The following is a 23,158-nucleotide window of genomic DNA, read 5'->3' as shown; positions in this document are numbered from 1 at the left end:
ATTCTCCTTGGTTGTGTCAGCGCACCCAGCCGGTGAAATGCTGTCCCGCACTGCTGTTTTCGCGCCGCGCCGGTGCCGGGCGGGCCGGTGCCGGTTCGAGCGCCACGGCGGCGGCCCGGACCAGCCAGGCGTTGACCGAGAGCCGCTCGGCGGAGGCCGCGCCTTCGATCCGTGCCTTGAGCTGATCGGGCAGGCGCAGGTTGATTCGTGAGGTCGCGCCGTCATCGCCCTCCGGCAGCGCGATCGCCGAAGACGTCGAGACCGCTGTCGCCGGGGCGGGTAGGGATTCGGCGTCGCTGTTCGCGGGCAGCACGACGAACTCGGGGTCGCGGCCGCGCAGCCGCACCTGCACCGAGCCCGGCGCGAGTTCACGCGTGATCTCGTCGGCGGCGCTGGACAGCGCCTCGAGCATGGCCAGCCGAATGGCCGATTCGAGCGGTGCGAGCAGCCACTCGGCCAGCGCCTGGGTGTCCTCGCCACCCGCCGCGGCGGCCAGGGCGACCTCGCGGCGAAGGTTGTCGATGAATGGCGTGAGTTCCATGGCTCAAGAGTGGCACCATTATGGCTCAGGTGCAAGGCCATAGTGGCTCACCGGCATCGGCCGGACACTGAGGGGGATAGCCGGTACCTGGATAAGGCGGCTGGGTCAGGGGACAGTAGGGGAGTGAACCGCGACGAACTCGCAGATTTTCTCCGCCGCCGCCGGGAGGGCCTACAGCCCGCCGCCGTCGGACTGGCCCCCGGTGCGCGCCGCCGCACGCCCGGGCTGCGCCGCGACGAGGTGGCGCTGCTCGCGGGCATGTCGACCGACTACTACACGCGGCTGGAACAGGCCCGCGGCCCGCGCCCGTCCACCCAGGTGCTGGGTTCGCTGGCCCGGGCACTGCGGCTCACCGACAGCGAACGCGACCACCTGTATCACCTCGCCGGGCAGCAGCCGCCCGCCCGGGGCGGCGACACCCATGTGGGGCCGGGCATCCTGCACGTGCTGGCCAAACTGGACGACACTCCCGCCTGTGTCATCTCCGATCTCGGTGAAGTCCTGGTCCAGAACCGCATGCACATCCTGCTGTCCGGGGACTTCTCACAAGCCCGGGGCCTGGATCGGTGCGTCCCGTGGCTGTGGTTCACCAACCCCGGCGGGCGCGACCGCTTTCCCGAGGCGGATCGAGAACATATGAGCCACAAGCATGTAGCCGATCTGCGCGCCACCGCCGCCCGCCGTGCCGGTGATGCGGATGTCACCGAACTGGTGGCCCGGCTGCGGGAGGCGAGCCCGGAATTCCAGCGCCTCTGGGACGAGCACGAGGTGGGCACCGGGGACGGCCATACGAAGCACATGATCCATCCCGAGGTCGGCGTGCTCGATCTGGTCTGCGAACCACTGTTCACTCCGAGCGCCACCCGCCAGGTCCTGGTCTATTACCCCAGGGCGGGCACCGACACCCAGGAGAAGCTGGAGTTGCTGCGCGTCATCGGCACACAGACGATGACCACTCGCTGACCCTGGAAACGTTTTCGGCCCCGGACCAATAGGTCCGGGGCCGGAAGCTTTGCACCTGAAGCCAATTCAGTCGTGCGGCACGCCGCAGCGGCGCTTGCGCGGCTTCAGGTGCAGTGGTGGTAGCGGTGGTGCCGGGATGCGCTGATCCGGGGTGTGGCCCGCGATATCCGGGAAGCGGCCGAGATCGAGGTTCTCCCAGTCGTTTCGGGCGGCCTCGATCTCTTCGTGGCTGCGCGCCACGAAGTTCCACCACATCACGAGCTCTTCCCGATAGGGCTCGCCGCCGATGAGCAGAACGTGCGCGCCGTGAATGCTGCTGAGCGGCAGTTGGTTCCGTCCGCTGCCGAGGTAGAACAGGCTGCCGGGTTCGACCTTCGTGCCGTCGGCGTCGAGCGCGCCCTCGATGACCAGCAGTGCGTGCTCGAAGTCCGGGTTCAGTGGCAGCGCGGCCGTGGTGTCCGCGTCGAGGCGGAGGTCCGCGCCGACGATCGGGGTGTAGGCCATGGCCGGTGAGGTGGCGTCGCCGAGCGAGCCGATCAGCACGATGCCGTGCAGTCCCGGCAGTTCGAACTCCGGCAGGTCGCGGTGCTGCTCGAAATGCGGTGCCACGGCGGCCTTGTCGCCGGGCAGCGCAATCCACAGCTGGAGTCCCGCACCGGACTCACGACCCGGCACCCGGTATTCGGAGTGTGCGATGCCGCGTCCGGAGGTCATGATGTTGAGCTGCCCGGGCAGGATCTCCACATCCGAGCCGACGCTGTCGCGGTGCCGGATGCGCCCGTCCAAAGGCCAAGTGACCGTTTGTAATCCGATGTGCGGATGCGGGTCGATATCGTGCCCCTCCGGCTTCGCGGCGGATCCGGACCCGAAATTGTCCAGGAAGCACCACGCGCCGACGGTCGGCAGATCCCGCTGCGGCAGTGACCGGAACACGGTCACGCCGCGCACGCCGCCCAGCGGCACCTCACGCGAGGGAAAGAATTCCGCACGCGGCCCGGGCTTTCCGGACGGTTCGCACAGCGCCTCGTCCGGCTTCAGCTCCAGGTCACTCATGCCTCCACCTCGCTGCGCTCGGCTCCGGCATGCGCGACGCACGCTGTGCCTGTGGTTCGCTCGCTGCGCTCCCTCACCGCCTGATGCCCTTGCCGACCACGTGCTCGTCGTACTCCGGATGCTTGTCCAGCCAGGACTTGATGAACGGGCAGCGCGGCACGATAACCCTTCCGCTCTTGATGACGTCCTCGATGGCCTCGTGGGCGAGGGTATTGCCGAGCCCCTTGCCACCGAAGGCGGCGTCCACTTCGGTATGGATGAAAATAGTGTCGTCGTCCCGCTCACGATATTCGGTGAACCCGGCGAGCGAGTTGCCGTACCACACCTCGTAACGGTGTTGCGCGTCATTACGGACGACGGCGGCCGCCACAGCCTGTTCGCTCATTGTTCAGTTCCCCTTCCGTACCCGCACCGGATGTTTGCTCAGAATCGACACGCGGTTGAATGCGCCGATTGTGGTTGCGGCCCAGATGAGTACGGACATCTGGTCATCCGACAAATATTGCCGCGCAGCAGCATACTCACGCGCCATCTTTTCCTCATCCGGCAGCTCGGTGACGGTTTCGGAGAGAATGAGGGCGGCTTGCTGCTGTTCGGTGTACAGGTACGGGCTGCGTCGCCACGCGTCCAGCACATCGAGTTGCTGTTCGGTTACTCCGGCTTCGCGAGCGGACCGGGTGTGCAGGTCGAGGCAGTAGGCGCAGCCATTGAGCTGCGAGACGCGCACGTTCACCAGTTCCATCACCGCCCGCCCCAGATCGACTGCGGCGGCGGCACTGCGAATAGCCAGCGCCACACTGTTGAGCGCGTGGAAAACCTCGGGCGTCTGCTTATCCAGCCAGACCCGATCATGAGCTACGGACACCTGCATAGTGGAGGCATCGTAAGCCGGAAAGTTGAACCGTGCCCTCCGGTCTGTTGAATTACGCGGCCGGGTGCCGCTCCAGGAACTCCGAGACCGTCGCCTGCCACGCCTGCGCCTGCTCGACCATGACGACGTGACCGCCCGGCAGTTCCACGTATTCGGCCCCGGGGATTCCGGCCGCCTGCTCCCGTGCATTGGCCGGATCGATCAGCAGGTCACCGGTCATGCCGACCACCAGGGTGGGCGCCGCGACCAGTGCCAGATCCGCCCGCACATCCACGGTGGCGACCAGGGCCGCCTGCGCGGCGGTGCCGCCCGGAATGTTCGTGGCGGTCTGCGCGAGCAGCCCCGGAAGCTGTTCCTCCGGAATCGAATTCACGAAATCGGCACTGAACCCGCCCAAGAGCACCACGCGTGCGAACGACTCCCGATCACCGGCCGCCAGCATGCGCTGCCACATCTCGATATTCAGCCGCCCCCGATTGTCGATCTTCGCGAAACCGCCCGCGAGCACCAGCCCGCGCACCCGCTCGGGATACTTCACCGCCGCGCGAATGGCCGCCGTGGTGCCGAGCGAGAAGGCGATGATGGTGAAGGTCTCGGCTCCGGCGGCCACGGCCTCGGCGACGAGCGCATCGGCGAGACCGTCCACATCCAGGGGAGTGTCATCGGCCGGGTAGTCCGAGCCGATCACCGTGTGGTCGCGGGCCAGCAGCGGGATCAGTCCGCCGAAATTGGCTTCGATGGTGCCGCCCGCACCGTGTGCCAGCACGATCGCGGGTCCGGATCCGGTGACCTGGGTGGTGAGCGAAATCCGGTGGGAAGAAATGTTCGTCATGGCCCGGACGTTAGGGATTCACATGGATGTGAAGGTCAACATCGTGTGCGGGAGGTCACAGTGCTGATCGGTGAACTGTCCGCAGCCACCGGAGTCCCGCCCCGCCTGCTGCGTTACTACGAGGAGCAGGAACTGCTTGTCTCGCATCGCGATTCGAACGACTACCGCGTCTACGCCGACTCCGCGCCCGCCCGCGTCATCCGCATCCGCGAGCTCCTGGATGCCGGTCTGCCCACCCGGGATATTCGGGAATTGCTCCCGTGCGCAACGGATTCCGGCTTCCAGCACTGCGATCATTCGCGGGAGATCGTGCAGGGCGGCCTCTCCCGTCTGGACGATCAGATCGCCGATCTCACCCGCCGCCGCACCCTGCTGGCTCGGCAGCAGGACGCCGTTCTGTCCAACCCGTTCGATGCCAGGGCATAACCACCGGGTCGCCGCTGTTCACCATTGATCGGAATGGTCCCTGGAATCCAGGAGCAGTACATGAGCAGCATTTCGGCCGTCGCGGCCACCATCCGCACCCGCGTGCGGATTCCGCTGACCTTCGGCGACGGCTATTCGACCACCGCCGAGGCGGTCACCTTCGACGGATTGGCCGATGGGCGTGAACATGTCGCGCTCCTGCTCGGTGAACCCGGTGCGACGCCACTGGTGCGCCTGCATTCGGAATGCCTGACCGGCGACGTATTCGGTTCCGCCCGCTGCGATTGCGGCCCGCAGCTGCGCGAGGCCGCCGAACGCATCACCGAGGCGGGCGGCGTGCTGCTCTACCTGCGCCAGGAAGGCCGCGATATCGGCCTCTACAACAAGCTCGACGCCTACGCGCTCCAGGACGCGGGCCTGGACACCTACGAGGCCAATGCCGCCCTCGGCCTGCCCGAGCACGCCCGCGACTACACCGCCGCGGCCCAGATGCTGGCCGCCCTCGGCATCGCCGAACTGGATCTGCTCACCAATAACCCCGACAAGGGACAGCAGCTCACGACCCTCGGCATCACGGTCCGCGACACCCTTCCCACCCATGTGCACGCCACCCCGTCGAACCTGCGCTACCTGCGGGCAAAGGCCGAGCACACCGGCCACACCATCAGCCTCGCGGGCTGAGCTCAAAGCGTGCAGTCCGAACGCTTTTTGGAGACGGTGCGCCAGTCGACGGTCGGATTGCCTTCGTAGTGCGCGATTTTGCAGTCGAGCACTGTCACGGTGTTCTGCAATTCCTCGATCTGCGCGAGCACTTCGGCGCGGGTCTGCCGGAACATTTCGAGACGTTCCGGGAACGTATGGTCCCCGGCGCGAACGAGTTCCGCGTATCGCACCATGTCGGCCACCGACATGCCGGTGCGCCGCAGCTTCCCGATGAGTTCCAGCCAGTCCAGGTCCCGGTCGCTGAAGCGCCGCTGTCCGGCGTGGTCGCGGCCGACGTACCCCATCAGTCCGATTCGCTCGTACCAGCGCAGCGTGTCCCGGGTCAGCCCGCACCGGTCCGATGTCTCGCCGATCGAATGCCGCGGCCGCTCGTATTCGGTGATCAGGTCCTGCTGTACCGCTGCCGTCGCGCTCACGTGCCCGCCCTTCCCTGGTCGTCGCCTCGACGCTACCGACTTGGAGTGCACTCCAAGCAAGCCCCATTCTGCCTGGCCCGGCCGGTGCGCTGAAAGGGCCGGTGGGCGCGCCTACTCTGGGTTTCATGCCAGGAAAAGACATGGATCGGGTCCGCGGGCGCTCAGCCCTGGAGACCGTGAAGGAGAACCCGGTCATCGCGGCCATTGCCGCGATTCCGGTGCTCGCGGTGTTCGGTGTGGTGTGGGCGGTGACCAACTTCTGGTTGGCGTTCCTGCTCCTGATCGTCGCGGGTGGCGTGATCGTGTGGCGCGGCCGCCTCTTGCAGTAGACCCCGGCTCGCCCGGAGTTCAGCGGGGCACGTGGAAGCGGACCAGTTCGCCCGTGCCCGGGTCGGCCGCTGCCCACGGCCGGTCGAATTCGATGACCGCCAGCGCCGAGGTGGGGAACTTGGCGCTGAGTTCCTCCGCGGCCGGTGAACTGCGATTGGCCGCCAATTCCCAGGCGGTCCAGGGCATTCCGGGGGAGTGACCGATCATGAGCAGGGTTTCCACCGCGTCATCGGTGAACTGCACCAATTCGATGAGGGTGTGCGGTGACGCGTCGTAGATCGACTTCTCGAACGACACCGGCGCGGTGATGCCCGTGGCGATGAGGGTTTCGCGGGTCCGGGTCGAGGTCGAGCAGAGCACCGCGTCGATGGCCGGTTGGGTCTCGCGCAGCCAGTCTCCGGCCAGTCCCGCTTCCCGGCGTCCACGCGGCGCGAGCGGCCGCTCATGGTCCGCCACGCCGTCCGGGTAGCCGGATTTGCCGTGTCGCATCAAGATGAGGGTCCGCACCATAGGTATTACGGTAGGCGTCACTCCGACACCGGCAGGAGACGGGCCTCACACTCGAGGCACACTGAAGGGACGTCCTACCGGGGTCTGACTGGTGCCGGAACGACGCATATATTAGAACGTGTTCTACCGACCCTGCTCGAACCCGAGCTGAGTAGCACCACGCGACTGTTTCGAGGATCTGCGAGATATGGCCTATGTGATCACGCAGCGTTGTTGCAACGACGCCAGCTGCGTACCCGAGTGTCCGGTCGATTGCATTCGTCCCACTCCTGAGCAACCCGAGTTCGCCACGACGGAAATGCTCTACATCGACCCCGACACCTGCATCGACTGCGGCGCCTGCGTTGACGCCTGCCCGGTCGACGCCATCGCCTCCGAAGACGATCTGCTCGCTTCGCTGGCGCGGTTCAAGGACATCAATGCCGCCTACTTCCAGCGGCATCCCCTGGAGTCGAACTTCGAGCCGCTGGTCGCGCCGAGCCGTGCGCCCAAGGAGCTGGGCACGCTGCGCGTCGCCGTCATCGGCGCGGGCCCGGCCGCCTGCTACGCCGCCGAGGAGCTACTCCGCCGCGCCGATGTCGAGGTGGAGCTGTTCGATCGGCTGCCCACCCCCTACGGTCTGGTCCGCGCGGGCGTCGCCCCCGACCACCCGGGCACCAAGGCGGTCTCGGGCCTGTTCGAGTCGGCGTTCCGGCGTGAGGCCCTGCAATTCCGGCTGAATGTCGAGATCGGCAAGCATCTTTCGCATCAGGAACTGCTCCAGCACCACCACGCCGTGGTGTACGCGGTCGGCGCAGCCACCGACCGCCGCCTGAACGTGCCCGGCGAGGAGCTGCCCGGCAGCCACTCCGCCACCGAGTTCGTGGCCTGGTACAACGGGCATCCGGACTTCGCGGACCGCGAATTCGATCTCTCGGGTGAACGGGCCGTCATTGTCGGCAATGGCAATGTGGCCCTGGATGTGGCCCGCGTGCTGACCGTCGACCCGGATGAGCTGGCCAAGACCGATATCGCCGACCACGCCCTGGATGCGCTGCGCCGCAGCAATATCAAGGAGGTCGTCGTCCTCGGCCGCCGTGGCCCGCTGCAGGCCGCGTACACGTCGTCGGAGTTCCTGGCGCTGGCGCACCTGAAGGGCATCGACGTCATCGTCGACCCGGCCGATCTGGAACTCGACCATGCTTCGCGGGCACTGCTGGACGATCCGGACGTCGAGCCGTCGCTGGCGCTCAAGTACACCCTCGCGCAGGAATACGCCGCCACCACCCCGACCCCGGGCAATAAGCGAATCGTGTTCCGCTACGCCGTTTCTCCCACCGCCGTCACCGGCACGGACAAGGTCGAGGGCATCGAGTTCGTGCACAACGACCTCGCCCAGGAGAACGGCCGCATCGTGGCCCGCGCCTCGGACCGCACCGGCTCGCTGGACGCGTCGCTGGTCCTGCGCTCGATCGGCTATCGCGGCGAGCCCGTCGCCGATGTCCCGTTCGACGAGGAGAGCGGCGTCATCCCGAACGAGCACGGCCAGGTGCTCGCCGACGGTGTCCCCGTCCAGGGCGTCTACGTCTCCGGCTGGATCAAGCGCGGCCCCCGCGGCGTCATCGGGTCCAACCGCGTCGACTCCCAGGAAACCGTCGACAAGCTGATCGAGGACTTCGTGGCGGGCAGACTGGCGGCCCCGGCCGCGGGCCGCGCCGCCCTGGAAGCCCTGCTCGCCGAACGCCAGCCGGACATGGTCGGCCGCGACGGCTGGAAGGCCATCGATCAGGCGGAGAAGACCGCGGGCAAGGCCGCGGGCCGCCCCCGCGTCAAGTTCACCAGCCTGGAAGACCTCCTGAAGGCCGCCAAGGGCTAACCCGCCTCTCCGCGTCTTTTGCGGGCCGGTCAGGTGCGACTTGCGTTGTGCACCCGGCTCGCTGGATGGAGGTGGCCGGGTTAGCCCGTTCCCGGTGAGTTACCCCCAACTCGCCAAATCTGTTGGCGCGTAAGTAGCCATACGAGCAAGAGCTCGCGCCCCGGCCCTTCGGTCGGGGCGCGAGCTCTTTGCGGTCGGGGTGGTGTGCGGGGTCAGTTGCCGCGCAATGAGATGGTCAGTCCGTCCTTGGTGCACGCGGATCCGTCGCCCTGGGCGTTGCAGCTCCAGCCGTCGATGGTCATCGAGTCTGTGTCGCTGATGGTTTGGACGTATTGGGTGGCGACATTGATGGCTTCGGTGCAGCCTGGGCGGCCCGCGGGAGTGCCGACGGCGATCACGGTGCGGGTGCCGCCGCCCGCGTCGGTGACGGTGCCGCAGTTGGCGTCGTCGACCGGTTTCGGGGCGGTGGTGGTGGGCGGGGTGGTCGGGGGTGCGGGCGGGGTGGGGGCGGCGTCGCCGCGCAGGCCGAGCAGGAAGCCGTCCTTGAAACAGATGTGCGGGACCTGGGTGTCGGGCTGGGGTTCGCAGGTCCAGCCGTCGACCTGGGCGGCGTCGCCGGTGCGGGTGGCGTTCACGTAATCGCTTGCGACGGTGATGGCCTCGGTGCAGCCGGGGCGGCCCGCCTGATTGGCGTAGGCGATGACATTCGCGCTCGCGCCATTGGCTCCGGTGATCGGCCCGCAATCCACATCGGAGAGCGATTGGGTGGTGGGCACCGGCGGGCGGGTCGGGTTGGGCGACCGGGTCGGACTGACCGGTGGCGGCCCGGGCACGGTCGTGGTGGAGGCCGCGGCGGCGGTTGTCGACTTCGCCGCGGTGCTGGTGGCGCTCTTGGCGGAGTCCGAGGAACCACCGCAGGCGGTCAGCCCGGCGATCAGTGCGGGAGTGGCCACGAGCAGGGCTAGGTGGGCGAGTCTCATACCGGCGATCTCCTGGTTCTCGATCACCGCCGCGGTGATCGGCGCGCACTCGAGTGTGCCAGGCAAACGCTCAGCGACCGATATATCGCCGGGAATGTCGCGCGGGCAGGAGCTTTCAGCTCGGCAGCGGGCCGATCCGCACCGCGGTCGTGGTGAGCCCGCCGACCACGAACCACAGGCGCAGCACCGGATGACCGGTGCGGTCGCCGGGCTCATAGCGGCTGCGCACGCTGACCTGCTGACGCGCCCAGATCGGGGCGATGTATTCGATGACCGCGCGGTGCGGGCCCGCCACCAGCTTCGGATAGTCGACCAGATACTGCTCGACGGCCTGCCAGTACGCCGCGTTATTGACGTGGTTGTAGCTGTCGATATCGGTGGCGCGCACCGGGAACGGCAGATCCGTATCCGATTCCGGCGGCGTGTGATCGGTCAGCCAGGGCCGCCAGCGCAGCCGGTTCTCCTCGGTGGTGAGGGCGAGCTGGGCCAGCATGTCGTCGCTGATACGGGTCGGCATATTGGTGAACTCATTGATATTGATCCAGAAGCCCTCGGTCTCGATGAGACCGCCGTTCTCACTGGTGATCCGCACCCGCATATTGGTCCAGCGCGTCGACATGGCCGAGCACCAGCGCCGCAATTCCACCCGATCCGGCCAGTGGATGGGCCGCACCACATCGATCACGGTGCGCCGCACGATCCAGGCCGGATCGGTGTGCTGGAAGGCCCCGGATTGCATTTCCTCCCAGGCGATGTCCTGGAGGTAGCGGGCGGTGGCATCGAAACGCAGCCGCTGATAGGGATCGACGTCGCCGGCCCGGACGGGCCACGCGGAAGCGAAACCCATGCCCTCCTGGGGAAGCGGGGCGAGTGGCTCATCGAGTGACACTGGTGCTCCTCGCGCTGCACAGAGTGCCGCGTTCCTTGCAATTCATGCGTGTGTTGCTTGTCTTTGACATGACTTTACGGGGCGTGCGTCACACACTCGCGTCGAGTCGGGCTTACTTCTTTCCGGGCCGTGGTTCGTTTCTGGGGCATGACACTGCCCGCACGGCCCCGTAGCCTTTCTGTGGAGGATCGAGCAGGGGAGGCGACGCGCGGTGGGCGCAGGTGGCAGGGCCGGTTCCCGGTTCGGGCAATACGAATTGCGTCGGTTGATCGGTGTCGGCGGCATGGGCGAGGTGTACGAGGCGTACGACACCGTCCGTGATCGCGTGGTGGCCGTGAAACTCCTGGATGTGGAGCTGGCCAAGTCCCAGACCTATGTGGAGCGCTTCCGCCGCGAATCCCGCACCGCCGCCAGATTGCAGGAACCGCACGTCATCCCGGTGCACGACTGGGGCGAGGTGGACGGCGTGCTGTTCATCGATATGCGCCTGGTGCGCGGCCGGGACCTCAAGGCCTACCTGAACGCCGAGGGCCCGCTGCCGCCGCACCAGGCCGTCGCGGTGGTGGATCAGATCGCCGCCGCCCTGGACGCCGCGCACGAGATCGGCCTGGTGCACCGCGATATCAAGCCCGCCAATATTCTGCTCACCGGCGACTTGTTCGCCTACCTGGTCGATTTCGGCATCGCGCATTCGGAATCGGATGTGCAGCTGACCAGTACCGGCAGCGCCATCGGCTCCTTCGCGTATATGGCCCCGGAGCGGTTCGAGCAGCAGGTCGTGGTCTCGCCGTCCGCCGATGTCTACGCGCTGGCCTGCGTCTTGTACGAATGCCTCACCGGCGAGGTGCCGTTCAAGACCGACAGCAATCTCTCCACCATTCGCGCGCACATGCTGACTCCGCCGCCGCGCCCGAGCCTGCGGCCCGGCGTGCCGGACACCTTCGACGAGGTGATCGCCATCGGCATGGCGAAGGAGGTCGCGCATCGTTATGTCTCGGCGGGTCAGCTGGCTCGCGCCGCCCGGGCCGCGCTCATGCGCGCCGAATCCGGCCAGCAGACCCGCACGCAGGCCCCGCCCACCGTGCTGAATCAGCGTGTGGCGCATTCGGTTCCGCCCGGCGACCAGTTTCAGACGCGCACCGACCAGCCCTCCAGTCCGGTCAGCTACTCCGGCCCGGTCAGCTACGGCGGCGGTTACTCCGGGCCGCCACCTTCGCACTTCTCCGGGCCGCAGCCGCAGCGGGAACATCCTTCCGCACCGCTGCCGCTGCCACCCCGGAAGCGCACCAGGTCGATGCCGATCCTGCTGGGCGCGCTCGCCGCGGTCGTGGTGCTGCTGGGCGGCATCCTCGGCTGGATGCTGTTGTCCGGCAACGGCAATGACCAGAACAAAACGGTGGCCACCGTGACCGGCGGTTCCACCTCGCCGATCACGCAGGCGCCGACCACCGGTGGAAGCTATCCGAAGTCCACCGCACCCACCACCGGCGCGGCCGTCACCACCACCCTGGCTCCGCTGACCGGCACCGTATCCGGCACGGACGCACAGGGTTTCATCGGCACCGGCGGCGCGCGCTGCAATGCCGATAATCCGGCCGTGGCCATCGGCCGCACGTCCGGCTCGCGATTGGTGGTGTGCCGCACGGGTACCGGCCGCTACTACTACAAGGGCGTGCGGATCAGTGACGGTGCGGGCATCGAACTCGACGATCCGGTGCCGGATGGTTATGGCGGGTTCACGGTCACCAATTCGACCGATGGCACCCAGTACCGGATCACCTCCAGCGCGCTCACCATCGTGAAGGGCGGGAATGTCCTCGCCGACGAACCCATGATCGAGTACGCGCACCGCTGAGCGGCATACGACCAACCGGTCGGAACCCACTGTGACATGACAAAAACCGGCCGACCGGGACAATTCGCCTGGGTATGGGTTAAGTTCGGTTTCACAGTCGTGGTGGGATTGATCGGAGTTGATCGGGTATGCGCGCAGCCGTGGTGAGCAAGCTGGAAGGCCCCGAAGCCATCGAGGTGGCCGACGTCCCGGAGCCCGCGACCTATCCCGGCGGCGTCGTGATCGATGTGCACGCGGCGGGCATCGCCTTCCCCGATGTGCTCATGACCCGCGGTCTCTACCAGATGAAGCCACCGCTGCCGTATGTCGTCGGCTGCGAGGTGGCCGGAATCGTGCGGGAGGCCCCCGAGGGCGCGCACGTCAAGGCCGGTGACCGCGTGGTCGCGCTGACCCTGCTCGGCAATGCCGCCGCCGAGGTCGCGGTGGCGCCCGCCGAAATGGTGTTCACCCTGCCCGACAATGTCTCCCTGGAGGCCGGTGCGGGAGTGCTCTTCAATGACCTCACCGTGCACTTCTGCCTCCGCAATCGCGGCCGCCTGGCCGAGGGCGAGACCGTCCTCGTGCACGGCGCGGCGGGCGGCATCGGCACCTCCACGCTGCGCATGGCGCAGGCCCTCGGCGCGGGCCGGGTGATCGCCGTGGTGAGCACCGATGAGAAGGCCGAGGTAGCGCGCGCGAACGGCGCCACCGATGTGGTGCTGACCGATGGCTGGCTGGCTGCCGTGAAGGAGCTGACCGGCGGTCGCGGCGTCGATATCGTGCTCGATCCGGTGGGCGGCGACCGCTTCACCGACAGCATCCGCTCGCTCGCCTCGGGCGGGCGCGTCCTGGTGGTCGGCTTCACCGCAGGCGATATCCCCACCGTCAAGGTGAATCGCCTGCTGCTCAAGAACGTCGAGGTGATCGGCGCGGCCTGGGGCGAATGGGTGATGACGCATCCGGGCTACCTGCAGGAGCAGTGGGCCGAGGTGGAACCGCTGCTCGCCAATGGCAAGATCAACCCGCCGGAGCCGGTCATCTACACCCTGGACCACACCGCCGAGGCCGTCTCCGCCCTCGACAAGCGCACCGCCACCGGCAAAGTCGTGGTCACGCTCCGCTGATGCCGCACCGGTAGCGTGGGCCGGTCACGAGGATATACAGCACGAAGATATACAGCATGAAGCTGTCCAACCGGATTCTGAATCGCACGTTGCTGCAGAGGCAGCATCTGCTGGACCGCACCACGCTCACGGTGCCGGAACTGTGCGAGCACCTCATCGGCTTGCAGGCGCAGGACATGCTGCCGCCGTTCGTCGCATTGTGGAGCCGCACCGCCGATTTCGATCCGGAGACGGTCTCGAAGGGGCTCGACGACCGATCCCTGGTGCGAATCACCTTGATGCGCGGCACCATTCACCTGGTCACCCCGCCGGACGCGCTGCGCATCGCCCCGCACATTCAGCCGGAGCTCGAAAAGGTGCCCTTCCGTAAGGGTTTCAACTTCGGCGCGATGGTCGGCCTGGATCCGGAGGAGGTTCGCGCGCACGGGGAAGCCCTGCTCGGCGACGAACCCATGTCCGCGGCCGATATGCGGGCCCGGGCCGCCGAGCTTTATCCCGACCGCGATGCCGGTGCGGTCCTGCAAGCCTGGCTCTACCAGCTTCCCGTCCTGCAAACCCCGCCGCGCGGCCGCTGGGGCGACAGCAGCCGCCCGGTCTGGTCCCGCGTGGAGCCCTGGCTGGGCGCACTCTTGGACCCGGCGTACCCGCTCGAGGAACTCCTGCTGCGCTATCTGCGCGCCTTCGGCCCGGCCACCACCATGGACATGCAGACCTGGTCCAAGCTGACCGGCATGAAACCGGCCGTGACCCGCCTCGGCGACCGCGTCCGCACCTACACCGACGAGCGCGGCCGCACCCTCTACGACGCCGCGGACGCCGAACTCGCCGACCCGGATCTGCCTGCGCCCGTACGCTTCCTGGGCTGGTACGACAATGCGATCCTGTCCCATCAGGACCGCACCCGAATCGTCCCGGACGGCGCGGCGCCCCCGCTGCGCGCCTTCGCCGCCCAGGTGTCGCCGATCCTGGTGGACGGCTATCTTTCCGGCATCTACAAGGTCTTCACCACCGCGAAGATCGCCCGCCTCCGAATCAGTCCGAACTCCGACTGGACGCCCGCCGACCGCGCCGCCATCGAAGCGGAAGCCCATGCGCTGCTGGCCTTCCTGGAGCCGGATCGCACCCCGCAGGTCGAAATCCTGGACACCGGGGCCGATCTGCGTCCCTAGCCGACGGCTCCGCGACCGGCGTCGTGCAGGCCGTCATCACTCCGCGCCACGCGGGCAGCGGTTTACCGCAGGATTGCTGATCGGTAGCCCATAGACTGCCCGCATGATCGGAGCATCCGGTCTCGACTGGGGACACGAGACGCTCGGCAGCCTCTGGTGGATCGCGAAGGCCTTCGTGATCACCGCTGTTCTCTTTCTTGTCGGTACCGCCGTCCTCATCCGATTCACCCAGTGGGGCCGGATGTTCTGGCGGATCTCCGGCGGCTACTTCCTCGGCAGGCGCAGCTGGCCCGCCTGGGGTCTGTTCGCCCTCGTATTGCTGATGGCCGTCTACAGCGTGCGCATGACGGTGCTGATCTCCTACGTCTACAACGACATCTACACCGCATTGCAGCGAGGCGTGCAGGCGCTGGTGAACAACGGGCCGGGCCCCGGCACCGCCCATGCCAAAACCCTTTTCTGGCACGCCCTGATCGTGTTCGGGGTGCTCGCGACGGTCCTCGTGACCATGGGCATGGTCACGTACTACCTGCAGAACGCCTTCCAGATCCATTGGTGGACTTGGCTGAACGAGCGCATGCTCGACGACTGGACCGCGGGCCGCGCCTATTACCGGGGCCGCTTCATCGACCAGACCATCGACAATGCCGACCAGCGGATCCAGCAGGACGTCCAGGATTTCGTGAACGGCTCGTTCGCCCTGGCCTTCGGCGGCAATATCGGCCCGTACACGATCAGCAGCAATGGCGTCATCGGCAGCGGGCTCACGCTGGTCTCGTTCACTCCGATCCTATGGCGGCTGTCCGGGCCGATCGAGGTTCTGGGCGTCGATATCCCCAAGGCCCTGGTGTTCTCGGCCTTCGTCTGGATCGCCTTCGCGACGGTCGCCTCGTTCCTGATCGTGCGACCGTTGATCAAGCTGAACTTCTGGTTCCAACGCCGCACCGCCGACTTCCGCTACGCCCTGGTCCGCCTGCGCGAGAACGCCGAGAGCGTCGCCTTCTACAACGGTGAGAAGGTCGAGCGCGCGGGTCTGTTCGGCCGCTTCGACGCCGTCATCGCCAACTATTGGGCGCGGGTGTACCGGCTGCTCAAGTACTTCGGCTGGAATCTGGTCACCCAGCAGATCGCCAATGTCTTCACCATGCTGCTGCTGGGACCGCGAGTATTCGCCGGTACCACCACGATCGGCGACCTCCAGCAGGCGGCGACCTCGTTCAGTCAGGTGCAGGGCGCACTATCCATGCCGCAGATGTCCTTCGACGCCTTCACCTATTACCGTGCCACCCTTATCCGTCTCGACGGTCTGCTCGACGCCGATCACAAGTCGCGGGAACTGCCGTCGATCGCCACCACCCCCGTGGCCGACGGCCTCGAACTCTCCGGCGTCCAGGTGAGCAAGCCGGACGGCACCCCGCTCATCACCGATCTCGCCCTGCGCCTGGTCCCCGGCGACGCCCTGGTCGTGAAGGGCAGCTCCGGCGTCGGCAAGACCACCCTGCTTCGCAGCATCGGCGAATTATGGCCGTACACAGAGGGTTTCGTGCGCCGCCCGATCGGCAACGACACGCTGTTCCTGTCCCAGCGCCCGTATCTGCCGCTCGGCGACCTGCGTTCGGCCATCACCTATCCGGCCGATCCGGACGTGGCCGACACCGATGCGCTGCGCGACGCACTGATCAAGGTCAATCTCGGTCACCTCACCGAACGCCTGGACGAGACGGCCGACTGGTCCGCCACCCTCTCACCCGGTGAACAGCAACGCGTCGCCTTCGCCCGCCTGCTGCTGCTCGCGCCGAAGCTCGCCTTCCTCGACGAGGCCACCTCCGCCATGGACGAGGGCCTGGAATACGCGCTCTACCACCTGGTACGCACCGAATCCCCGAACACCGTGCTGGTCAGCGTCGCGCATCGCAGCACTGTGGACCAGCACCACACCCAGCGACTCGAGTTGGAGGGTGCGGGCGTCTGGCGGCTGTCCCCGGTCGATGCCTGAACGCGGTCGAGGGCTGCATCAGTGCGCGGCGCGGTAGGCCGGAGCCTTGCTGGACCCCGCCGGATTCAGCGTCCGCAGCAGCGGCAGCGTGCGCGGCGAGACCACCGTGGACAGCACGATCACGCTGTGCGACCGCACCACGGACGCGCTGCGATCGATGCTGAGCAAGACGTTCTGCAATCCGGCATGCGAATCCGCCCCGATCCGGCACAGCACATCCTGCGAGCCGGTCGTGGCATAGGCCTCGAGCACCCCCGGAATCCCGTCGAGATCCGCCGCCACCGCATCCAGCGCGCCCTGTGAGATCTCCAATGTCACGAACGCCTGCACGTCGAAACCCGCTGCGGTGACATCGATCTGGGGATCATAGGAGGCGATGACGCCCGCCTCCTCCATGCGGGCGATCCGGGATTGCACGGTCGCGCGGGCGACCCGGGTGCGCCGGGACAACTCCAGAATCCCCGCCTTCTGGTACTCGTGCATGGCGGTGAGTATGGCCAGGTCCAGCTCGTCCAGCTTGGCGGGTGTGCGTGCCATGGCGGGACCTCCGCTCGGTTTGTCGAAGCTCGATACTGCTATTCAAATTGTCCAGTACGAAGCCGAAGTTGGTGACGTAATCCGCCAGGGTGTCCACTTCGAATCGGCGATATTGCTCATCAGCAGCCGGGGCGATTTCCTTGGGACATGAGCATCGAGGTTGCCGCACAGCGGCCCGCCGACCTGCCGGAATCCGATGACCTGCGCCGACTCGTCGGCCTGGTCGACCATGACGCCGCCGCAGACCCCTTCCCAGTACTCGGCTGGGACGCCCTGGTCTGGACCGTCGGCAATGCCACGCAGACCGCCCACTTCCTGGAATCCGCCTTCGGCATGCGACTGGAGGCGTACTCCGGCCCCGAGACCGGAAACCGCGACCACAAGGCCTACGTGCTGCGCAGTGGCGGCGCTCGGTTCGTGGTGTGCGGTGCGGTGGATCCGGAGAGTCCGCTTGTCGCCCACCATGATCGGCACGGCGACGGCGTCGTCGATATCGCCCTCGAGGTCCCCGATGTGGACCGCTGCATCGAATGGGCCCGCACCCACGGCGCGACCGTCCTGGTCGAACCGCATGACGAGACCGACGAATTCGGCACCGTGCGTTCCGCCGCCATCGCCACCTACGGCGACACCCGGCACTCCCTGATCGACCGCTCCCGCTACGACGGCCCGTATCTCCCCGGCTTCATCGCGCGCCGTTCCGCATTCAAGCCGCGCGGGACGTCGCCGAAGCGCCTGTTCCAGGCCATCGATCATGTGGTCGGCAATGTGGAGCTCGGCCAGATGGACACCTGGGTCGAGTTCTACCGCCGCGTCATGGGTTTCGAGAACATGGCCGAATTCGTCGGCGACGATATTGCCACCGACTACTCGGCGCTCATGAGCAAGGTCGTCGCCAATGGCAATCACAGGGTGAAGTTCCCGCTCAATGAACCGGCGGTGAGCCGCAAGAAGTCTCAGATCGACGAGTACCTGGAGTTCTACCGGGGCCCGGGCGTGCAGCACATCGCGCTCGCCACCTCCGACATCCTCACCGCCGTGGACGTGCTGCGCGCGGAGGGCATCGAATTCCTGGACACCCCCGACTCCTATTACGAGGACCCGGAACTGCGCGCCCGCATCGGCCACGTCCGCGTCCCGGTCGAGGAACTGCAATGCCGCGGCATCCTGGTCGACCGCGACGAGGACGGCTACCTGCTTCAGATCTTCTGCAAGCCGATCACCGACCGCCCCACCGTCTTCTTCGAATTGATCGAGCGGCACGGCTCGCTCGGCTTCGGCAAGGGCAATTTCAAGGCCCTCTTCCAAGCTATCGAGCGTGAACAGGAGGCGCGCGGCAACTTCTAACCGCCGCCTTCGCAATAGGTTCCGGTAGCGTCCAGAGCATGCACGTAGATGGTTCGCGGCCGTCTCGATTCTGGACTGACGGAGCGGGGGAGCGAAGCGGAGGAGCGGAGGAGGGAAGAATCGAGACCTCAGGGCCGCGAACCCGCCCCGGAGCGAAGCGGAGGGGCAAGATAGGCACCTCGATCGTCACGGGGATGGCTCTCGCGCTACTGCTGTCGGCATGCGGGGGGAGCAATGATTCGGAGACACCGACCGGACCGTTGAAGCCCCCGCCGAAGGTGGCGACACTCGGGCCCTTCGTGGGCGAGTGTGGCCACCTCACCGATGACGAGGTGCGCGATCTAGGGGGTTTCGGCTCCGTGTCGCAGGTGTTCAAGAACGCGGTCGGCTGCAATTGGCAGGCCGGGGGAGTGAGTTCGGGGAGCGTCACCTTCGCCTCCTACCGCGGCAGCCCGATCGATCGCGAGAAGGCGTGGGTGGCGAGCGTCGGCCGCAATCCGCAGGAGATCGAGGTGGGCGGGAAGAAGGGCTTCCAGGCCCTGGATCCGCGCGGCAGCGTCTGCGATCTGGCGATCCAACTGGACGACGACTTCTTCGAATGGTCCATGTCCTACGGCCTGTTCGGCGCTGGCAGCCTCGGCAATCCGTGTGACCGCACCCGCAAGATGGCCGAACTGACCGTGCAGCGACTCGGAAAATGAAGGGGACATCAGTGGGTAAGACCTCGCGCCCCGGAACCAAGCGCTACGCCGTGCTGTTCGCCGCGCTCGCGTTGACCGCCGCGGCCGGTGGTTGCGGCAAGACGGTGAACGGCACCGCGCTGCCCGTGGGCGGCACCACCGGCGGCAACAGCAAGATCAATACGAACTTCGACAAGCTGCTCCGCGAATGCGAGGTGGTCTCGGTCGATGACATCGGCAAGACCGTCGGCGAGGGCACCTATGTGGGACCGTCCTTCAATGGCGCGGTCTGCATGTGGGATCTGGACGGCGGCACGGCCGGCAGCGGCATGGTGACGCTCAGTTGGTACGAGCTCGGTTCACTCACCAACGAGAAGCAGAACAATGATCGGCTCGGCTATGTGACCAATGACATAACCGTCCAGGGCCGCCGATCTTTGGAGACGCATCGGCCGAATGACAATGACTCCTGCGGCGTGAGCGCACCCGCCGCCGACACGGGAATCGTTGGCTGGTGGGTGAATTACCGTGCGGGGTCGACACATCCGGATCCGTGCGAGGCGGCCCGCAAGCTCGTCGAGCTGACCTTGAACCTGGCTCGATAACCTATCTACCAGCTGCTGCGAGCGGACCCCTTTTTGCCCCCCGAAACACCGGCGGGTATCGTGGACCGCTGTGCCCGGAAGCATTCGGGCAGGTTTGTGCTCAGTACGTAGGCCAGCGAGAGCGGCTGACCGTTCCAGCGTGCCCGCATTTCGGGCCGCGCGCTGAGCGCGACACGCCCGACCTCGTGCGGTGAAAACAGCGCGTGAACAGGGCGAAAAGCTCGAATGACACAAACATGAAGTTCCAGACACCTGGTTACTAAATAAGGAAAGCCGGTCTATGCCAACCATCAACCAGCTGGTCCGCAAGGGTCGTCGCGACAAGGTCACCAAGACCAAGACTGCGGCCCTGAAGCACAGCCCGCAGCGTCGTGGCGTGTGCACTCGCGTGTACACCACGACCCCGAAGAAGCCGAACTCCGCGCTGCGTAAGGTCGCGCGTGTTCGCCTGACCACTGCGGTCGAGGTCACGGCGTACATCCCCGGTGAGGGTCACAACCTGCAGGAGCACTCGATGGTGCTCGTTCGCGGTGGTCGAGTGAAGGACCTCCCGGGTGTGCGCTACAAGATCATTCGCGGTTCGCTCGACACCCAGGGTGTGAAGAACCGCAAGCAGGCTCGCAGCAAGTACGGCGCCAAGAAGGAGAAGAGCTGATATGCCACGCAAGGGCCCCGCACCCAAGCGTCCGCTGATCAACGATCCGGTTTACGGGTCCCCGCTGGTTACTCAGCTGGTCAACAAGATCCTGATGGACGGCAAGAAGTCCACCGCCGAGCGCATCGTCTACGGCGCCATGGAGCAGGCACGCGAGAAGACCGGCACCGATCCGGTCGTCACCCTCAAGCGCGCGCTGGACAACGTCAAGCCCGCCCTCGAGGTGAAGCCCCGCCGCGTCGGTGGCGCCACCTACCAGGTGCCGGTCGAGGTCCGTCCGGGCCGCGCCAACACCCTGGCGATGCGCTGGCTGGTCAGCTACTCCCGCGCTCGTCGTGAGAAGACCATGGTCGAGCGTCTCGCGAACGAACTGCTGGACGCCAGCAATGGCTTGGGCGCTTCGGTGAAGCGTCGCGAGGACACTCACAAGATGGCCGAGTCGAACCGGGCCTTCGCGCACTACCGCTGGTGATTTGCTGCCCGGCCCTCCGTTCGGATGTGCCGGGAAGCGAGTCACTGTCCGGCGTGGCACTACGACGCCGCGCCGGACGTTGACACCACATGACCCGCTGGGCACACCAGGGGTCGCTCCCGAAGATCCCATCTATAACGAGCGGGGAAGATTTCCGTGGCACAGGACGTGCTCACCGACCTGAACAAGGTCCGCAACATCGGCATCATGGCCCATATCGATGCGGGCAAGACCACCACCACCGAACGCATCCTCTTCTACACCGGTATCACGTACAAGATCGGTGAAGTCCACGATGGCGCTGCCACGATGGACTGGATGGCGCAGGAGCAGGAACGCGGCATCACGATTACGTCGGCCGCGACGACCTGTTACTGGAAAGACAACCAGATCAACATCATCGACACCCCCGGGCACGTCGACTTCACCGTCGAGGTGGAGCGGTCGCTGCGCGTGCTCGATGGCGCGGTCGCGGTGTTCGATGGCAAGGAAGGCGTCGAGCCGCAGTCCGAGCAGGTGTGGCGTCAGGCCGACAAGTACGACGTGCCGCGCATCTGCTTCGTGAACAAGATGGACAAGCTCGGTGCGGACTTCTACTTCACCGTGCAGACCATCAAGGACCGCCTCGGCGCTCGCCCGCTGGTCATCCAGCTGCCGATCGGCGCGGAGGACAACTTCGAGGGCATCGTCGACCTGGTCGAGATGAACGCGAAGATCTGGCGCGGCGAGACCAAGCTGGGCGAGCAGTACGAGGTCATCGAGATCCCCGAGGACCTCAAGGAGCGCGCCGAGCAGTACCGCCAGGAGCTGCTCGAGACCGTCGCCGAGTCCGACGAGGCGCTGCTGGAGAAGTTCTTCGGTGGCGAGGAGCTCTCCATCGAGGAGATCCAGGGCGCGATTCGCAAGATGACCGTCAATTCCGAGCTCTACCCGGTGCTGTGCGGTTCGGCGTTCAAGAACAAGGGCGTTCAGCCCATGCTCGACGCCGTCATCGCGTACCTGCCGAACCCGCTGGACGACGGCGGCACCGATGGTCACGTCCCCAATAAGGAAGACGAGATCATCCACCGTGACGCGAGCGTCGAAGCTCCGTTCTCGGCGCTGGCGTTCAAGGTCGCGACGCACCCGTTCTTCGGCAAGCTGACCTACGTCCGCGTGTACTCGGGCAAGGTCGACTCCGGCGCTCAGGTCATCAACTCGACCAAGGGCAAGAAGGAGCGTCTGGGCAAGCTGTTCCAGATGCACTCCAACAAGGAGAACCCGGTTGCCGAGGCCCAGGCCGGCCACATCTACGCGGTCATCGGTCTGAAGGACACCACCACCGGTGACACCCTGTGCGATCCGCAGAACCAGATCGTGCTCGAGTCGATGACCTTCCCGGATCCCGTTATCCAGGTGGCCATCGAGCCGAAGACGAAGGCCGACCAGGAGAAGCTGGGCCTGTCGATCCAGAAGTTCGCGGAGGAGGATCCGACCTTCAACGTGAAGCTGGACGCCGAGACCGGCCAGACCATCATCGGTGGCATGGGCGAGCTTCAGCTCGACATCTACGTGGACCGCATGAAGCGCGAGTTCAAGGTCGAGGCGAACATCGGCAAGCCGCAGGTCGCGTACCGCGAGACCATCACCAAGTCGGTGGACAAGCACGAGTACACCCACAAGAAGCAGACCGGTGGCTCGGGCCAGTACGCCCGCGTGATCATCGCCCTCGAGCCGTTCGTCGGCGAGGACGGTGCGTCCTACGAGTTCGCCAACAAGGTGACCGGTGGCCGCGTCCCGCGTGAGTACATCCCGTCGGTCGACGCCGGCTTCCAGGACGCCATGCAGTACGGTGTCCTCGCCGGTTACCCGCTGGTCAATGTGAAGGCTTCGCTGATCGACGGCGCCTACCACGAGGTCGACTCCTCGGAAATGGCGTTCAAGATGGCGGGCTCGATGGCCTTCAAGGAAGCGGCCCGTAAGGCCGGTCCGGTGATCCTCGAGCCGCTCATGGCGGTCGAGGTCACCACGCCTGAGGACTACATGGGCGAAGTGATCGGCGACCTGAACTCCCGCCGTGGCCAGATCCAGGCCATGGAGGAACGCAGTGGTGCCCGTGTCGTCAAGGCGCTGGTTCCGCTCTCGGAGATGTTCGGTTACATCGGTGACCTGCGGTCGAAGACCCAGGGCCGAGCGAACTTCTCGATGGTTTTCAATTCGTACGCAGAGGTTCCGGCCAATGTGTCGAAGGAAATCATCGCCAAGGCGACCGGCGAGTAATAGCTCTCGGGACAGGATGTGCTGAATCTCGGCGCAGCCTGTCCCGGCCGGGAGTTGTGCACGACCCCCTGTAAGTAACCGCACTGCTGCG

General features: G+C 66.4%; 25 protein-coding genes. 15 read left to right on the top strand and 10 right to left on the bottom strand.

Annotated elements, in window-relative coordinates:
• Positions 1-16: 16 nt before the first annotated feature.
• Positions 17-541, bottom strand: a complete 525-nt coding sequence (locus AB0N05_RS03710) for a hypothetical protein (protein WP_364687118.1) — start codon at positions 539-541, stop codon at positions 17-19.
• A gap of 123 nt (positions 542-664) precedes the next feature.
• Here AB0N05_RS03710 and AB0N05_RS03705 point away from each other — a divergent pair, with 123 nt between their 5' ends.
• Positions 665-1,504 (top strand): helix-turn-helix transcriptional regulator, encoded by an 840-nt coding sequence (locus tag AB0N05_RS03705; RefSeq protein ID WP_364687116.1) that lies wholly within the window; start codon positions 665-667, stop codon positions 1,502-1,504.
• A gap of 66 nt (positions 1,505-1,570) precedes the next feature.
• Here AB0N05_RS03705 and AB0N05_RS03700 read toward each other — a convergent pair whose 3' ends face one another.
• The 4 genes from AB0N05_RS03700 to AB0N05_RS03685 all read right to left on the bottom strand — a co-directional run bounded on the left by AB0N05_RS03700 (position 1,571) and on the right by AB0N05_RS03685 (position 4,260).
• Entirely contained in the window at positions 1,571-2,557 is a 987-nt protein-coding gene (locus AB0N05_RS03700) for a pirin family protein (RefSeq protein ID WP_364687114.1), read from the bottom strand.
• 73 nt (positions 2,558-2,630) lie between these two features.
• Positions 2,631-2,942, bottom strand: a complete 312-nt coding sequence (locus tag AB0N05_RS03695; protein ID WP_364687112.1) for a GNAT family N-acetyltransferase — start codon at positions 2,940-2,942, stop codon at positions 2,631-2,633.
• 3 nt (positions 2,943-2,945) lie between these two features.
• On the bottom strand, positions 2,946-3,422 hold the full coding sequence (locus AB0N05_RS03690; protein WP_364687110.1) for a carboxymuconolactone decarboxylase family protein: 477 nt from the start codon (positions 3,420-3,422) through the stop codon (positions 2,946-2,948).
• A gap of 58 nt (positions 3,423-3,480) precedes the next feature.
• On the bottom strand, positions 3,481-4,260 hold the full coding sequence (locus AB0N05_RS03685) for an alpha/beta hydrolase (protein ID WP_364687108.1): 780 nt from the start codon (positions 4,258-4,260) through the stop codon (positions 3,481-3,483).
• Between the two features lie 45 nt (positions 4,261-4,305).
• Here AB0N05_RS03685 and AB0N05_RS03680 point away from each other — a divergent pair, with 45 nt between their 5' ends.
• Together AB0N05_RS03680 and ribA are read left to right on the top strand one after the other, a co-directional pair.
• Positions 4,306-4,686, top strand: a complete 381-nt coding sequence (locus AB0N05_RS03680) for a MerR family transcriptional regulator (RefSeq protein WP_364687106.1) — start codon at positions 4,306-4,308, stop codon at positions 4,684-4,686.
• A gap of 60 nt (positions 4,687-4,746) precedes the next feature.
• On the top strand, positions 4,747-5,367 hold the full coding sequence (ribA, locus tag AB0N05_RS03675; RefSeq protein WP_364687104.1) for a GTP cyclohydrolase II: 621 nt from the start codon (positions 4,747-4,749) through the stop codon (positions 5,365-5,367).
• Positions 5,368-5,369: 2 nt separating this feature from the next.
• Here the strand turns inward: ribA and AB0N05_RS03670 are convergent, their stop codons facing one another.
• On the bottom strand, positions 5,370-5,825 hold the full coding sequence (locus AB0N05_RS03670) for a MerR family transcriptional regulator (RefSeq protein ID WP_364687102.1): 456 nt from the start codon (positions 5,823-5,825) through the stop codon (positions 5,370-5,372).
• Positions 5,826-5,950: 125 nt separating this feature from the next.
• Here AB0N05_RS03670 and AB0N05_RS03665 point away from each other — a divergent pair, with 125 nt between their 5' ends.
• Positions 5,951-6,154, top strand: a complete 204-nt coding sequence (locus AB0N05_RS03665) for a hypothetical protein (protein WP_364687100.1) — start codon at positions 5,951-5,953, stop codon at positions 6,152-6,154.
• A 19-nt stretch (positions 6,155-6,173) separates the two neighbouring features.
• Here the strand turns inward: AB0N05_RS03665 and AB0N05_RS03660 are convergent, their stop codons facing one another.
• Positions 6,174-6,665, bottom strand: coding sequence for a histidine phosphatase family protein (locus tag AB0N05_RS03660; RefSeq protein WP_364687098.1), 492 nt, complete (start codon positions 6,663-6,665; stop codon positions 6,174-6,176).
• 187 nt (positions 6,666-6,852) lie between these two features.
• Here AB0N05_RS03660 and AB0N05_RS03655 point away from each other — a divergent pair, with 187 nt between their 5' ends.
• The gene (locus AB0N05_RS03655; protein ID WP_364687096.1) at positions 6,853-8,520 is read left to right on the top strand and encodes an FAD-dependent oxidoreductase; all 1,668 of its coding nucleotides are present in this window, start codon (positions 6,853-6,855) and stop codon (positions 8,518-8,520) included.
• A gap of 212 nt (positions 8,521-8,732) precedes the next feature.
• On the opposite strand, the gene AB0N05_RS03650 is transcribed toward AB0N05_RS03655, so the two are convergent.
• Positions 8,733-9,566, bottom strand: a complete 834-nt coding sequence (locus AB0N05_RS03650) for a hypothetical protein (protein WP_364687094.1) — start codon at positions 9,564-9,566, stop codon at positions 8,733-8,735.
• 49 nt (positions 9,567-9,615) lie between these two features.
• Positions 9,616-10,389 (bottom strand): acyl-ACP thioesterase domain-containing protein, encoded by a 774-nt coding sequence (locus AB0N05_RS03645; protein ID WP_364687092.1) that lies wholly within the window; start codon positions 10,387-10,389, stop codon positions 9,616-9,618.
• Between the two features lie 211 nt (positions 10,390-10,600).
• Here AB0N05_RS03645 and AB0N05_RS03640 point away from each other — a divergent pair, with 211 nt between their 5' ends.
• The 4 genes from AB0N05_RS03640 to AB0N05_RS03625 all read left to right on the top strand — a co-directional run bounded on the left by AB0N05_RS03640 (position 10,601) and on the right by AB0N05_RS03625 (position 16,512).
• Positions 10,601-12,244 carry a serine/threonine-protein kinase gene (locus tag AB0N05_RS03640; RefSeq protein WP_364687090.1) on the top strand — a complete coding sequence of 548 codons (1,644 nt, stop codon included), beginning with the start codon at positions 10,601-10,603 and terminating at the stop codon, positions 12,242-12,244.
• Positions 12,245-12,372: 128 nt separating this feature from the next.
• The gene (locus AB0N05_RS03635; protein ID WP_364687088.1) at positions 12,373-13,347 is read left to right on the top strand and encodes an NADPH:quinone oxidoreductase family protein; all 975 of its coding nucleotides are present in this window, start codon (positions 12,373-12,375) and stop codon (positions 13,345-13,347) included.
• Positions 13,348-13,403: 56 nt separating this feature from the next.
• Positions 13,404-14,516, top strand: a complete 1,113-nt coding sequence (locus AB0N05_RS03630) for a winged helix DNA-binding domain-containing protein (protein WP_364687086.1) — start codon at positions 13,404-13,406, stop codon at positions 14,514-14,516.
• Between the two features lie 103 nt (positions 14,517-14,619).
• Complete coding sequence (locus tag AB0N05_RS03625) at positions 14,620-16,512, top strand: ABC transporter ATP-binding protein/permease (RefSeq protein WP_364687084.1); 1,893 nt, start codon at positions 14,620-14,622, stop codon at positions 16,510-16,512.
• An 18-nt stretch (positions 16,513-16,530) separates the two neighbouring features.
• Here AB0N05_RS03625 and AB0N05_RS03620 read toward each other — a convergent pair whose 3' ends face one another.
• On the bottom strand, positions 16,531-17,049 hold the full coding sequence (locus tag AB0N05_RS03620; RefSeq protein ID WP_364687082.1) for an Lrp/AsnC ligand binding domain-containing protein: 519 nt from the start codon (positions 17,047-17,049) through the stop codon (positions 16,531-16,533).
• Between the two features lie 147 nt (positions 17,050-17,196).
• Here AB0N05_RS03620 and hppD point away from each other — a divergent pair, with 147 nt between their 5' ends.
• The 6 genes from hppD (at position 17,197) to fusA (ending at position 23,067) form a co-directional block, all read left to right on the top strand.
• Entirely contained in the window at positions 17,197-18,396 is a 1,200-nt protein-coding gene (gene hppD, locus AB0N05_RS03615; RefSeq protein WP_364687080.1) for a 4-hydroxyphenylpyruvate dioxygenase, read from the top strand.
• A gap of 194 nt (positions 18,397-18,590) precedes the next feature.
• The gene (locus AB0N05_RS03610; RefSeq protein ID WP_364687078.1) at positions 18,591-19,097 is read left to right on the top strand and encodes a DUF3558 domain-containing protein; all 507 of its coding nucleotides are present in this window, start codon (positions 18,591-18,593) and stop codon (positions 19,095-19,097) included.
• A gap of 11 nt (positions 19,098-19,108) precedes the next feature.
• Entirely contained in the window at positions 19,109-19,681 is a 573-nt protein-coding gene (locus tag AB0N05_RS03605; RefSeq protein ID WP_364687076.1) for a DUF3558 domain-containing protein, read from the top strand.
• Between the two features lie 280 nt (positions 19,682-19,961).
• A complete protein-coding gene (gene rpsL / locus AB0N05_RS03600; protein WP_364687074.1) occupies positions 19,962-20,336 on the top strand; it encodes a 30S ribosomal protein S12 in 375 nt (124 codons plus the stop codon).
• 1 nt (position 20,337) lies between these two features.
• A complete protein-coding gene (gene rpsG, locus AB0N05_RS03595; protein ID WP_364687072.1) occupies positions 20,338-20,808 on the top strand; it encodes a 30S ribosomal protein S7 in 471 nt (156 codons plus the stop codon).
• Positions 20,809-20,964: 156 nt separating this feature from the next.
• Complete coding sequence (gene fusA, locus AB0N05_RS03590; RefSeq protein WP_364687070.1) at positions 20,965-23,067, top strand: elongation factor G; 2,103 nt, start codon at positions 20,965-20,967, stop codon at positions 23,065-23,067.
• Positions 23,068-23,158 lie beyond the last annotated feature (91 nt).

The organism is Nocardia sp. NPDC051030, assembly GCF_040683015.1.
Classification (GTDB): domain Bacteria; phylum Actinomycetota; class Actinomycetes; order Mycobacteriales; family Mycobacteriaceae; genus Nocardia.
This window is presented reverse-complemented; position numbering and strand designations above follow the sequence as displayed.

Coding starts and splice junctions, on each gene's coding strand:
- AB0N05_RS03695 (WP_364687112.1), bottom strand. CDS start 2,942: ATGAGCGAACAGGCTGTGGCGGCCGCCGTCGTCCGTAATGACGCGCAA.
- AB0N05_RS03660 (WP_364687098.1), bottom strand. CDS start 6,665: ATGGTGCGGACCCTCATCTTGATGCGACACGGCAAATCCGGCTACCCG.
- AB0N05_RS03610 (WP_364687078.1), top strand. CDS start 18,591: ATGGCTCTCGCGCTACTGCTGTCGGCATGCGGGGGGAGCAATGATTCG.
- AB0N05_RS03685 (WP_364687108.1), bottom strand. CDS start 4,260: ATGACGAACATTTCTTCCCACCGGATTTCGCTCACCACCCAGGTCACC.
- AB0N05_RS03635 (WP_364687088.1), top strand. CDS start 12,373: ATGCGCGCAGCCGTGGTGAGCAAGCTGGAAGGCCCCGAAGCCATCGAG.
- rpsG (WP_364687072.1), top strand. CDS start 20,338: ATGCCACGCAAGGGCCCCGCACCCAAGCGTCCGCTGATCAACGATCCG.
- rpsL (WP_364687074.1), top strand. CDS start 19,962: ATGCCAACCATCAACCAGCTGGTCCGCAAGGGTCGTCGCGACAAGGTC.
- hppD (WP_364687080.1), top strand. CDS start 17,197: ATGAGCATCGAGGTTGCCGCACAGCGGCCCGCCGACCTGCCGGAATCC.
- AB0N05_RS03630 (WP_364687086.1), top strand. CDS start 13,404: ATGAAGCTGTCCAACCGGATTCTGAATCGCACGTTGCTGCAGAGGCAG.
- AB0N05_RS03655 (WP_364687096.1), top strand. CDS start 6,853: ATGGCCTATGTGATCACGCAGCGTTGTTGCAACGACGCCAGCTGCGTA.
- AB0N05_RS03665 (WP_364687100.1), top strand. CDS start 5,951: ATGCCAGGAAAAGACATGGATCGGGTCCGCGGGCGCTCAGCCCTGGAG.
- AB0N05_RS03700 (WP_364687114.1), bottom strand. CDS start 2,557: ATGAGTGACCTGGAGCTGAAGCCGGACGAGGCGCTGTGCGAACCGTCC.
- ribA (WP_364687104.1), top strand. CDS start 4,747: ATGAGCAGCATTTCGGCCGTCGCGGCCACCATCCGCACCCGCGTGCGG.
- AB0N05_RS03620 (WP_364687082.1), bottom strand. CDS start 17,049: ATGGCACGCACACCCGCCAAGCTGGACGAGCTGGACCTGGCCATACTC.
- AB0N05_RS03625 (WP_364687084.1), top strand. CDS start 14,620: ATGATCGGAGCATCCGGTCTCGACTGGGGACACGAGACGCTCGGCAGC.
- AB0N05_RS03710 (WP_364687118.1), bottom strand. CDS start 541: ATGGAACTCACGCCATTCATCGACAACCTTCGCCGCGAGGTCGCCCTG.